8 protein-coding genes and 3 tRNA genes are annotated in these 13,440 nt (G+C 33.1%); 9 read left to right on the top strand and 2 right to left on the bottom strand.

Annotated features, from left to right (window positions below):
• Positions 1-252 precede the first annotated feature (252 nt).
• Together gyrA and DFQ07_RS01450 are read left to right on the top strand one after the other, a co-directional pair.
• The gene (gene gyrA, locus DFQ07_RS01455) at positions 253-2,754 is read left to right on the top strand and encodes a DNA gyrase subunit A (RefSeq protein WP_133534505.1); all 2,502 of its coding nucleotides are present in this window, start codon (positions 253-255) and stop codon (positions 2,752-2,754) included.
• A gap of 16 nt (positions 2,755-2,770) precedes the next feature.
• On the top strand, positions 2,771-4,006 hold the full coding sequence (locus DFQ07_RS01450; protein ID WP_133534504.1) for a tetratricopeptide repeat protein: 1,236 nt from the start codon (positions 2,771-2,773) through the stop codon (positions 4,004-4,006).
• Positions 4,007-4,075: 69 nt separating this feature from the next.
• On the opposite strand, the gene DFQ07_RS01445 is transcribed toward DFQ07_RS01450, so the two are convergent.
• Together DFQ07_RS01445 and DFQ07_RS01440 are read right to left on the bottom strand one after the other, a co-directional pair.
• The gene (locus tag DFQ07_RS01445) at positions 4,076-4,849 is read right to left on the bottom strand and encodes a C40 family peptidase (RefSeq protein WP_133534503.1); all 774 of its coding nucleotides are present in this window, start codon (positions 4,847-4,849) and stop codon (positions 4,076-4,078) included.
• Positions 4,850-4,873: 24 nt separating this feature from the next.
• Positions 4,874-6,049, bottom strand: a complete 1,176-nt coding sequence (locus DFQ07_RS01440) for an acetyl-CoA C-acyltransferase (protein ID WP_133534502.1) — start codon at positions 6,047-6,049, stop codon at positions 4,874-4,876.
• A 163-nt stretch (positions 6,050-6,212) separates the two neighbouring features.
• Here DFQ07_RS01440 and DFQ07_RS01435 point away from each other — a divergent pair, with 163 nt between their 5' ends.
• From DFQ07_RS01435 to DFQ07_RS01405, 7 genes are all read left to right on the top strand, one after another.
• Positions 6,213-8,255: an HD family phosphohydrolase gene (locus tag DFQ07_RS01435; protein WP_133534501.1), complete on the top strand. Its 2,043-nt coding sequence runs from the start codon at positions 6,213-6,215 to the stop codon at positions 8,253-8,255.
• A 91-nt stretch (positions 8,256-8,346) separates the two neighbouring features.
• A tRNA-Ser gene (locus DFQ07_RS01430) sits at positions 8,347-8,428 on the top strand.
• Between the two features lie 23 nt (positions 8,429-8,451).
• Positions 8,452-8,526, top strand: a tRNA-Pro gene (locus DFQ07_RS01425).
• Positions 8,527-8,534: 8 nt separating this feature from the next.
• Positions 8,535-8,608 (top strand) — tRNA-Arg (locus DFQ07_RS01420).
• Positions 8,609-8,891: 283 nt separating this feature from the next.
• Entirely contained in the window at positions 8,892-9,251 is a 360-nt protein-coding gene (locus tag DFQ07_RS01415) for a hypothetical protein (RefSeq protein ID WP_133534500.1), read from the top strand.
• A gap of 106 nt (positions 9,252-9,357) precedes the next feature.
• Positions 9,358-9,645, top strand: coding sequence for a hypothetical protein (locus tag DFQ07_RS01410; protein ID WP_133534499.1), 288 nt, complete (start codon positions 9,358-9,360; stop codon positions 9,643-9,645).
• A gap of 109 nt (positions 9,646-9,754) precedes the next feature.
• Entirely contained in the window at positions 9,755-13,438 is a 3,684-nt protein-coding gene (locus DFQ07_RS01405) for a hypothetical protein (protein WP_133534498.1), read from the top strand.
• The last annotated feature ends 2 nt before the right edge of the window (positions 13,439-13,440 follow it).

Below are 13,440 nucleotides of genomic sequence, written 5' to 3'. Positions count from 1 at the left end.
AAAAAGTGCCAATAGTTTTTAACTGACATTCTGACTAATAAAATAAGGCGTTTTTGTGTTTAAAAACTAGCGAAATTGTTAATAAGTATATTAAAACAATAGAGATATTTTTTGTGTAAAACTGAGGGTTGTATTATCTTGCAATGTTTTAGAAAATGCAGCAAATAATAGCGCATTTCAAAAGTGAGTTTTATCAAGTGTAAAATTCACTTTTTTGACGAAAATAAGTACTAATGTTTTAAAAGAAAATATATGGCAGATGGCGAAAAGTTGATCCCTATCAACATCGAAGAGCAAATGAAGTCAGCATACATCGATTATTCAATGTCGGTGATAGTATCCAGAGCGTTACCAGATGTAAGAGATGGTTTAAAACCAGTGCATAGAAGAGTTTTATTCGGTATGCATGAGTTAGGAATTAAAGCTACTGGAGCATATAAAAAATCTGCAAGAGTTGTAGGAGAGGTGTTGGGTAAGTATCACCCACACGGAGATACTTCGGTATACGATTCTATGGTACGTATGGCACAAGACTGGAGTGTGCGCTATATGATGGTTGATGGGCAAGGAAACTTTGGTTCGGTAGATGGTGATAGTCCAGCAGCAATGCGTTATACTGAGGTGCGTATGCAAAAAATATCAGAAGAAATGTTGTCTGATATTGAAAAGGATACAGTAGATCATAAGTTAAACTTTGATGATACTTTACAGGAACCTACTGTATTGCCTACTCGTATTCCTAACTTACTAGTAAATGGAGCATCAGGTATTGCCGTAGGTATGGCTACTAATATGGCGCCACATAACTTAACAGAAGTTATTAATGGTACGATTGCTTATATTGATAATAGAGATATTGAAATTGATGAGTTAATGCAACACATCAAAGCTCCAGACTTTCCAACAGGAGGTATTATCTATGGATATGATGGTGTAAGAGATGCTTTTCATACAGGGCGAGGTCGTATCGTAATGCGAGCAAAAGCAACGATTGAAGAAGTTAAAGGACGCGAGTGTATCATTGTAACTGAAATTCCTTATCAAGTTAACAAGGCAGAGATGATTAAGAAAACTGCTGACTTGGTTAATGAAAAGAAATTAGAAGGGATTGCAAGTATTCGTGATGAATCTGATCGTAACGGAATGCGTATTGTTTATGTATTAAAAAGAGATGCGATTCCTAATATTGTTTTAAATAAATTATTTAAATATACGCAATTACAAACATCGTTTAGTGTAAATAATATTGCTTTAGTAAAAGGTCGTCCAGAGCAATTAAACTTAAAGCAGTTAATTCACTATTTTGTAGAGCACAGACACGAAGTAATTGTACGTAGAACAGAGTATGAATTAAAGAAAGCTGAAGCTCGTGCACATATTTTGGAAGGATTAATTATTGCTTCTGATAATATTGATGAGGTTATTGCAATTATTAGAGGTTCTTCTAATGCAGATGAAGCACGTGAAAAATTAATGGAGCGTTTCGAATTAACAGAAATTCAAGCACGTGCCATTGTTGAAATGCGTTTACGTCAGTTAACAGGACTGGAGCAAGATAAATTACGTTCTGAGTATGATGAAATCATTAAGACTATTGCAGATTTGAAAGATATTCTTGCCAATGAACCAAGACGTTACCAAATTATTAAAGATGAATTATTACACATCAAAGAAAAATATGGAGATGAGCGTCGTTCAGTAATTGAATATGCAGGAGGAGACATGCGAATCGAAGATATGATTCCTAATTCTAAAGTAGTAGTTACTATTTCACATGCAGGATATGTAAAGCGTACTAATCTTGATGAATATAAAGTTCAGAATAGAGGAGGACGTGGACAAAAAGGCGCAACTACTCGTAACGAAGATTTCTTAGAGCATTTATTCGTTGGTACCAACCATCAATATATGTTGTTCTTTACTCAAAAAGGTAAAGTATTCTGGATGCGTGTATATGAAGTTCCAGAAGGAGGAAAGAACACAAAGGGTAGAGCTATTCAGAACTTAATAAATATTGAGCAAGACGATAAAGTAAAAGCGTTCTTAGTAACAGGTGATTTAAAAGATGAAGATTACATCAACAATCATTATGTTATTATGGCAACAAAGCGAGGTCAAGTTAAGAAAACACCTTTAGAGCAATATTCTCGTCCAAGAGCTAATGGTATTAATGCAATTACCATTAAAGAGGGAGATGAATTACTAGAGGCTAAATTAACAACAGGAGATAGTCAAGTGATGTTAGCATTACAGTCAGGTAAGGCTATTCGTTTTGAAGAAGAAAAAACACGTCCAATGGGTAGAACAGCTTCTGGGGTTCGTGGTATTACTTTAGCACATGATAAAGATGAGGTAATAGGTATGGTTGCTGTTGATGATTTAGAGAGTGATATCTTAGTAGTTTCTGAGAAAGGATACGGAAAACGTTCTAAAATAGAAGATTATCGTATTACTAACCGTGGAGGTAAAGGAGTTAAGACATTGAATATTTCAGAAAAAACAGGTAACTTAGTTGCGATTAAAAATGTTGATGATTCTAATGATTTAATGATTATCAACAAATCTGGGTTAACAATCCGTATGGCAGTAGAAGATTTACGTGTCATGGGACGTGCAACTCAGGGAGTTAGACTAATCAATATTAAAGATAGTGACGATATTGCTGCTGTTGCAAAAGTTATGCATGAAAATGACGAAGAAGAAAATGGCATGGAAATTGAAAACGAAACAAACGAAAGTCAAGAACAACAATAAATAAATCATAACTAAAATGAAAAATCAAATTTTAGCCCTTTCTTTAGGATTAATGTCGTTAGGGGCGGTGGCTCAGAAATCAGAATTAAAAGATGCTGAAAAAGCGATAAAGAAACAAGATTTTACTACGGCATTAAATACCCTTAATACTATTGAAGGATCTTTAATGATGAATGGTGAAGATAAATATAAATCTAAATTCTACTTTTTGAAAGGGAAGGCTTTAGCTGCTAAAAAAGATTACAAAGGAGCTGCAGAATCTTTCAAGGCTTTGTTAGCAATGAAGGAAAGTAAATATTCTGGAGAGGCTCAACCAATTATGAATCAAATGATTCAAGAAGTGTCAAATAAGGCAGTAGATTTATATAATAATAAAAAAGATTATAAAAATGCTGCTGATAATTTTTATTTAACATATGTATTAAGTCCTACAGATACTTCTTTTGCTTATAATGCTGCGGTATCTGCTACTCAGGCTCAAGATTATGATAAAGCTATTGAGTATTATAAAGAACTACAGAAAATTGGTTATACTGGTATTGAAACTCAATATTTAGCGACTAATAAAGCTACTGGTAAAGTAGAAGATTTAGGGTCAAAGAAACAAAGAGATTTAATGGTTAAGTCGGGTAGTTATGTTAAACCAGAAACAAAAGCTTCAGAATCTAAAACAGCTACAATAGTTAAGAATGTTGCTTTAATTTTAAAAGAGCAAGGGAAAACTGATGAGGCTATAGCAGCTTTAGCTGAAGCAAGAAAAGCGAATCCAAAAGATTTAAATTTGTTACTTAACGAAGCAGATATGTATGTAAAGTTAGGTAAAATGGATAAGTTTGGAGAGTTAATGAGTGAGGCTGTTGCTTTAGATCCAAATAACCCTACTTTATTTTATAATCTAGGGGTTGTAAACTTTAACCAAGGTAGAATGGAAGAGGCTAAAAAGTATTACAATAAAGCAATTGAGTTAAAACCTGATTATGCTGATGCTTATATGAACTTGGCTGTAGTGGTTTTAGATCAAGAGAAAGCTATTGTAGAGGAAATGAATAAAAACTTATCAAATTTCAAAAAATATGATGAGTTAGCAGCAAAACAAAAGGGAGTTTATAAAGAAGCTCTACCATTTTTAGAAAAGGCTGATAGTTTAAAAAGATCTTTAGATACAGTTAAGACTTTAATGAATTTATATGAAGTTTTAGAGATGAGTGATAAAGCATCTGAATATAGAGATTTATACCAATCAATGAAATAATATTAAAGTTTAAATAAAAAAACCGAAACTAATTAGTTTCGGTTTTTTTATGTTTAAAAGAGTTGTTTTTTAATTTATTAATCGTTTAATAACTCTTAGCTTATGTGTGTGTTGATGTGTATCTATATTATAAATACCACTATGATCTAATTTGTCAATACGAACTTTACCATGTGCATGAATGATGTTATAATCATTCATAATAATGCCGACGTGGGTAATGATGCCTTCTTCATTATCGAAAAAAGCTAAATCACCAGGTTCACTCTCTTCAATAAAACTTAATACTTCACCTTGCGTAGCTTGTTGCTTAGCATCGCGTAAAAGGTCGTGTCCACATAATTTATATACAGTTTGGGTAAATCCTGAACAATCGATTCCGAAAGGAGATTTTCCACCCCATAAATAAGGGACGTTTAAGAATAAAAAAGCTGTTTCAATTATGGTTGATTTTGCTAATTTACCACTACAAACTTTACCATCATAAGAATAAGAAGTATCATTAATACTAATCTTATTGTTCTTGAATAAAGGAAGACGAGCTCCCATAGGTATGGTGGTTAGATTATTTTTATTATCAGTAATAAAATCAATTAACTCGCCAGCGTAATGTTTTTTTTCTTTTGATAAAAGTACATGTGCTTCTTCTGAAATATCTTCATATTGTTTATTGTCGATGTACCCTTCATAGTCATCGAAAGCTAATCGGATTTTACTCCATTTTTTAGACTTTTCTAAAACTTCAAAGTGTTCGCCGAAAACAACTTGGTTTACCATTTCTGAAGCATCAGAAGGTTCTAACCGAAGAGGAACGATACTTAAGTTACAAATTCCAAAGGGCATCTGCTAGTTGGGACTTTAAAAAAATTAAACTCTTTCAATAACCATTGCACTAGCACCACCACCACCGTTGCAAATTCCGGCAGCACCAATTTTAGCGTTGTTTTGTTTTAATATTGAAGTTAACGCAATAATAATTCTAGCACCAGAAACACCTAAAGGGTGTCCTAAAGATACTGCACCACCATTTACGTTTACTTTATCAGCTGATAAACCTAAGATTTTCATATTGGCTAACCCTACTACAGAGAAAGCTTCGTTTAATTCGAAATAATCAACATCATCAATAGAAACTCCAGCTTTAGCTAAGGCTTTTGGTAAGGCTTTTGCAGGAGCTGTTGTAAACCATTTTGGTTCGTGAGCAGCATCGGCATATCCTCTAATTTTAGCTAATGGAGTTAACCCTAATTCAGCAGCTTTTTCAGCAGACATTAATACTAAAGCAGCTCCTCCATCATTAATAGTGGATGCATTCGCAGCAGTTACTGTACCTTCTTTTGTAAAGGCAGGGCGTAAAGCAGCAATCTTTTCCATTTTTACATTCTTATACTCTTCATCTTCTGAAAAGATGATAGGCTCACCACGACGTTGAGGTATTTCAACAGGAACAACTTCATCTGCAAATTTTCCTTCGCTCCAAGCTTTAGCAGAACGGTTGTATGATTCAACAGCAAAAGCATCTTGATCTTCTCTTGAGAACTCATATTCAACAGCACATTCATCAGCACAAACTCCCATAGCTACTTGCTCATAAGCATCTACTAATCCATCTTTTTGCATTCCATCTTCCATTTTGATAGGGCCAAATTTACTACCAGTTCTAGCATGTTGGTAATGAGGAATCATACTCATGTTTTCCATACCACCAGCGACAACGATTTCAGCATCACCTAAAGCAATAGTTTGTACAGCTAACATGATAGCTTTCATTCCTGAAGAACACACTTTGTTTACAGTAGTACAAGGTACCGTGTCGGGAATTCCTGCATAAATAGCAGCTTGACGAGCTGGTGCTTGACCTAAACCTGCCGAAACTACATTTCCCATAAAAACTTCTTCAACCATTTCTGGTTTTAAGTTAATTTTATCTAAAGCTCCTTTAATGGCTACAGCACCCAATTTTGGTGCAGGTGTAGTTGATAAGGTTCCTAAAAAACTACCAATCGGAGTTCTAGCTACTGATACTATTACTACTTCTTTCATGTGCTTATATTGTTAATTTTATTCTCTATTCATAAACCATAACTAGGGTAGGTTTATTGTATTGAATACGTTGTGTTAAGATTTGTTTTGCGAAAATAACCATTTTATAACAAGTACTCAAATAATAGAGAAAGGTTATATTTACATTTTATAAACATCAAAAATGAACGATTTAATCAATAGGTTGTATAAAAACAATACCATAATTTATAAAGTGTTGTTGTTTTTAATAACTGTGATAGCTATTGTGTATTTATTTCCGAAAGGAGGACAATTTAAGTATGATTTCCCACAAGGAAAACCTTGGCAGTATGATAATTTATATGCTCCTTTTGATTTTGCAATTCAGAAAACTTCTGAAGAGATAGAAACCGAAAGAAAAGAACTTGTGTCGAGTTCTAAAAAATATTTTGTACTTGATACTACTGTGAAAAAAGAAGTATTCACTTCCTTTTCTAGAGATCTCAATTCTTTAGATTCTTTATCAAATTACACCATAAGAGATTTAATTAAAAAAGGAGAAGCTATTATTGATAAAATATATGCTTATGGTTTTTTAGATGATGCGAGTAGAGATAAAGCGAATAGGAATGATGTAGTAGTTTTAAGAAAAGGAAATTCAATTGATGATGTTCCTTTTTCTAGGTTAATACAATCCAAAGATATTTTAAGTTTTTTACGAACTAATGCAGAAGAGCTTCAATATTATAAACAAAGAATATTGATAAATTACTTGTCGAGCAATTTAAAGCCAAATGTAGCGTATGATTATAAGTATAGTGAAAAAGAACTGGAAGAGCTCTTAAAAAGCATTTCTTATGCTAAAGGGAAGGTTTCAAAAGGAGAGTTAATAATTTTAAAGGGGGATATTGTTGAAGGAAAAAAATACAATGTTTTAAAATCGTACGAAGTAGCTTCAAGTTCTCAAATTTGGACAAAATCAAATTATAGTTGGATTGTTTTTGGATATACAATTCTAGTAGCGTTTGCATTGTTAATGTTGTTGCTTTTTTTAGAAAGGTATAGACTTGAAATATTTAATGACAACAACAAAGTAACATTCATCTTTTTCAATGTTTTTTTAATGATTTTAGTGCAAACTATGGTGGTTAAGTATAATTCTGATTATTTGTATGTTGTGCCTTTAAGTATTTTACCAATTGTATTAAAAGCTTTTTTTGATGCGCGTTTAGGTTTGTTTACTCATGTTCTAACAGTATTATTACTAGGGTTTATTGTTCCTAACAGTTTTGAATTTATTTATTTACATATTATAGCAGGAATTGTAACTATTTTAACGGTTTCTGAACTGTATAAGCGTGCGAGCTTATTTATGTCAATAGGGCAAATTACATTGATTTATATGATTACCTATTTTGCTTTTTCTATTTTAAAAGAAGGAAATGCAGATAAAATAAACTGGATGTATTTTGGACTATTTGCGGCTAACGGATTGTTATCTTTTTTAGCAGTGTTTTTTATCTATTTTTATGAGAAATTGTTCGGATTGGTTTCTGATGTAACATTGCTAGAATTGTCTAATACAAATTCAAAGCTTTTAAGAGATTTGAATGAAAAAGCACCAGGAACTTTTCAACATTCTATGCAGGTAGCTAATTTGGCAGAAGCAGCAGCTAATGAAATAGGAGCAAACTCGATGTTGGTACGAACTGGAGCTTTGTATCATGATATAGGAAAAATGTTGACGCCAATGTACTTTACAGAAAATCAATCCACAGGAGTGAATCCGCATAATGATTTGTTACCAGTAGATAGTGCTCGTATCATTTTAGATCATGTAATTAACGGAATAGAAATAGCTAAAAAGCATAAGATACCAGACAGAATAATCGATTTTATTCGAACTCATCACGGAACAAGTGTTACCTATTATTTTTATAAAATGGAGTTAGAAAATAATCCTGAAGTAGATATTAAGAAGTTCCAATACAAAGGACCAATTCCGTTTTCAAAAGAAACAGCTATTTTAATGATGTGTGATGCTTCTGAAGCTGCTTCTAAGAGCTTGAAAAATCCAACAGCACAATCTATAGATCAGTTGATCGATAGAATTATTGATAAGCAAAAAAACGATAATCAGTTCATAAATTCGGATATTACTTTTAGAGAGATAGAAAAAATTAAAAAAATTATTAAGAATAAGTTGATGAATATCTATCACTTACGAGTTGAGTATCCAGAATAGGTGTTTTTTTTCAAGAAAAAGTTTGTAGAAACGTATTTATAGTTATACATTTGCACTCGCAATTTTTAATTCACACTTCGGTAAGAATTAAGGAGAGGTGGCAGAGTGGTAATGCAGCAGCCTGCTAAGCTGTCATCCTTCGGGATGCCCGGGTTCGAATCCCGGTCTCTCCGCAAAAAATTGTAGATGACCCAATCGGGGTGTAGCGTAGCCCGGTCATCGCGCCTGCTTTGGGAGCAGGAGGTCGCAGGTTCGAATCCTGCCACCCCGACAAACAAAGGTCGCGTAGCTCAGCTGGATAGAGCATCTGCCTTCTAAGCAGACGGTCACAGGTTCGAATCCTGTCGCGATCACATAAAGCCTTACTAGAAATAGTAAGGTTTTTTTGTTTTTGATAAATATTAAGTTAAAAAGATAATGGCAGTTATTGGTATAGTGTGTAGAAAACCTAGTAAGACTTAGGGGTAAAGAGTACTCAATAATTGATAAGAAGACTAGTATATTTTTTATTTAAAACACTCATATTGAATTTATAACCATTAATACTTTGTATCATTACGCTTATAGTTTTTTTTTCTATATGATTAGTTAAAGAAGGTAAATTCGTTACCACTAACTAATTAAACTTTTTATATCATGTCAACTACAGTAACACAAAACCCAGTAATTAATCAACAAGGTTCAGCAGCAATTGATTCAGGTCAATTTGCAACTTGGAATACTGCAAACGGTTCGCAATCTACTCTTACTATTACAAATTCGAGTAGAGCTAATACCTTATCTTTTACTATCGCAGGTGTACCTGGAGGCGTTAATTGTTATGATAATGGCGTTGCTAAGCCTGCAAACGGATTATTCAACGTTCCGCCAAATTCACCTTCTTATAGTGTGGTGTGTAATGGAGATTTTTTAGGTGCTCAAGTAACCATTTCCAACATTACTAACGTTCAGAATGATGCAACTGCTGAAATTCAGGCACAAACTACTCAAGGTTAATAAAAAAAAAGGATTGTATATTATATGTACAATCCTTGCCTTTTTTGTATTTGCTAGTAATACAGCGTTTTCTCAAAGCATTACAAAATCCAAACTGGATACGATAGTGCTTTTGAAGAATGAATATGCTGTATTAAATACCAATAATGGGTCTCAATGTATTTGTTATATCAATAATATTAGTAAAGCTCAACAGGCAACTGTTGTTAATACTGGAGATACTAATAATGTAAAATTTAACGATAATACCCCATTTAATGGTATACATGTTTTGACAGTTAGACAACAACTTATTGCTGTTGCAGATTTTAAAGGAAGTCAACTGATTGTATCTAATTTATCACCTTACGACATAATAGTAATTGTATCTATTTTATGTCCTAAGGATAAATAGTTTGTAGTATGTCATAACACTTTTTTGAGTTGTATTTTCTGTAGCTCGGTTGTGATATTCACATTGTATTACCACATTATTTTACACACAGCTAGCTTATTCTAATATTATGGCATCAACCCTTCAAGATACAACAGGAACTCTATTTAGTAATGTAGATTCTGGTAATCCATTATTATATACAAATATAACGCCAGAACTTGGTGAGTGGTCAGCTGTAGTATTACCAGAAGATTCAACCTATAAAGAATCAACACTTACCTTATCAAAAGCAACAACTCTTTCTGTTTATTTTCTTTTTGCCGAAACGACTCCTGATAAAGAAAATATTACCGAGTACATTGATGAAGTCAGAGCTTATTTGCAAGCATATAGACAGAACTTTACTAACAATATAACCACAGCTTGGTTATTAGATATAAATTCAAAACCGACCAAAGAGAATGTTATAGCGATTAACTTTTATGTGAACTCTCAAAATGTAATTAAGGTTAGTCAAACCTTTAATTATACTATGGGAAATGGTTTTGCAACATTATCTATAAGAAACAATACAGAAGTATCTTTTATTCCAGAAGGAGCAGCTACACAAATACAGTTAAGCTATGATTCTAATAGCCCTAATATTTCGTTTGACAGTAAAGAATACGGGAGCAATACTTTACTTAATAAAGATGTGTCTGTCTCATTTACTCAATATAATTGTGGGGCATTTAGCTTTCCGTTAGGTTTTAATTTAGAAAGTGACTTTAAAGCCTTTTTTTTAGATACTTCTTACTACTATCAAGAACCAACCAATAGTAGTATTGTAAAATACAGCTACCCAATTTTTAAGCCCCAATCTGAAGTAGAGTATGCAATGACTCAAGCAGCGATTAATCCTTTAGATATAGGGAATAAAAATGACTTAAATACTTATTTTGCTTTTACAGGAACTACTTTTAACAGCAGCACAAAAGAGGAGAAACCTTGTTGTTTACCCAGTTTTTTTTCAATAAACACAGGGTATCCTATTGCTTTATGGCCAAAAGTCAATTTAATTGAAAACACAAATCCTTCTAATAACTTAACCCCTTTGCCTAATAGTTCCTTATTGCTTATTTCACCTAGAGATATCAATGAAACGGAACGATTCTATTTACAACCTGAGGGAGATTTTTTTCTGGATCCAGAATCGAATCAAGCAGATGAAAATGGTCAGTTTGATTTTTTACCAGGGTTATCAGGAACTGAAGTTATTACCTTCACACCGTATTCAATAAAAAATGAAGCTCCAACCGGAGATATAATACGATTTAAAAGTAAACAACCAGCTTACGCACCCAATTTTCCTGCACAAGAACTTTCACTAATCAATCCAGGAACCAATAATCCAACCTTAGAAAATACTTATTTAACAAGTTGGGCAAATATTATATCAGAGATAGCAGAAAATGTTCAATATGTTTCTCAACCAGAAGGTGCCTCTTTATTTGCTAAAGATCATGGGGTAAGTCAGGCTAATACAGGTAAATCTAATTTATTGGGGTTTTATGAACCCAGTATAGATATGCCTCAACAAGATTTTTATGTACCTATTGCTCCATACCTAGGAATGGAAGTGGATTCCCCAAAACCAGAAGACGATAATTTGACGACTTTCGAGTCTGAAGTACTTAGTAAAGAAAGAAAAACTCTTATAACAAAACAATTAACTCAGCAAAGAGCGTCAAAAAGTGCAATTAAAAGAGCAAAGCTGTTAAGTAATGAGGATAGTAGTTATACAAGCTCTACAACTCCCCAAGGATTAATAGCTAATGTAAACGATAATGGATCATGGAGTATGCTCAATCTTGGGCAAAATGATATTCATCAAGGGGCGATACCTGAATATTTATATCCTGAAAATCAGGTGCCAACTAACCCATCTCAATACCAGATGAGTTTTATTAACCTATCTACTACCTTACAAAGCGCTTTTTTAACCAATCAGCAGTTTTTGGTAGCAACTCAAAGTAATCATTTAGGAACACTATTTTCTAAAAGTGGAGAACAAGGAGGACAAACTACAGCAGAAGCTATATTTAATAATAAAATGTCTATAGAGGATTGGCCATTTGATATTAATGTAGGAACCACAAATACATATGCTGATTATAACAACGTAGTCATATTTAAATTTTGTAAAGGAACCTTATTAGAAAGGGTTAAAGATCCGAAAACGTGGACTCAACCTAATACTTTTAATACAGAAGGAGTAGATGACCCAGCGAATGCTTATCAACAGTTGATTGCTATTTCTTCTTGGATACAGAGTTATATAGAAGATGCTGAAAAAGCTTATCAATATGGTCTGGAACATCCTGAAAGTAATCAGGCGATTCTGTATGAAAAGTTCCATAATATTATCAATAATAAAGAATGGAATGGAATTTTAGTGCTCAAAGCAGATATTGATTTACAAGAGTTTCCTCAGCAATTAAAAGGATTGATATCTGGTATCAATCTAACTAGATTTAATGCACATCATTTTGGAATAGAAGTCAATAAAGTCAATGCTGATGGTGAAATTCAAATGGAAAAAAACAGTTCTCTTTTTGGACTCATCAACTATTTAGATACAGCTTATCAACAACAACTATTACAAGGACTAAATATTAATAAACCTGTACCACCGTTAGCCGGGGCTACTTACGATTTTAAGGTACTTCAATTACAAGTTCTTTTTGAAAACACTGCTATTAAGTTTTTCCAGAGTAAGGTGCAATTAACAATGAACAATTTATTTTCTGATACCATTATAGGTACGAATAATAAATATGGTTCTAAAACTCTAAATACGGTAGTGCTAGATGGTACATATCAAGATCATGATGGTACACCGGTATATGTATTTGAAAATAACGATGACAATTTATTCTACTTTGATAGTAACCTTCTTAAAAATGTAGAGATTACAAAGATTCAATTTAACACCTTAACGACAGATCCTATAGCAACTTATATAGAATCTCGTTTTACGATGTGGGGATATTTAAACTATGCAGTAATGAAAACTACCACTCCCGCAACTGATGAAATAGAAGAAAATACTATTGTTTTGGATGCTTTTTCTTTTGGAAATGGAGATGGTACAGATTCAGATATTATAGATGGTTTGAATTATAGCAATTTATATATTGATATGGCATTTGATATCAGCACACCTACTGTGGTAGATTACGCTTTTGATGCTTCAAACATAGTATTTAACTCCAACCTCAGTACAGCTAGGCAACTAAGTTTATATCCCAATTTTGCACTTCAAATCAATAATCTTGTCAGCGGAGATGATGATACTATGCCTCCTAGTTTAGGGTACCTTAATTTAAGTTTACCAGGGATTAATACTAGGGGACTATCAGGAAACTGGTATGGACTCGAAATGACTTTAAATATGGGAACACCTGGAGAGTTAGCATCATCACTTGATTTTAATGCAAGTTTATTGATTGCTTGGAGTCCGGGGAACAAAGCTACCGATACTGCTTATAATGCCTTTGTAGGGATAAAACTTCCAGGAACTAGCAGTAACGCCAAACTTCTTAGTTTACAAGGAGTTTTAAAATTATCTATTGATACTTTAAAGTTAGAATATGTCGAAGCTCAACAGTCATACCTAATGACATTGAGTAAAATAGCCTTAAAATTTTTAGGGATTCTCAAACTTCCACCAGGAGGAAGTACCAATTTTTTGCTTTTTGGAAATCCAAACCCAGGAGCTACTGCCAAAAGTTTAGGGTGGTACGCTGCGTATAATAAAACTAAATCATAGGT

It is taken from the genome of Tenacibaculum caenipelagi (genome assembly GCF_004363005.1).
GTDB lineage: Bacteria > Bacteroidota > Bacteroidia > Flavobacteriales > Flavobacteriaceae > Polaribacter > Polaribacter caenipelagi.
The sequence above is the reverse complement of the archived record's forward strand: the minus strand, read 5'-3'. Positions and strand labels throughout refer to the sequence as shown.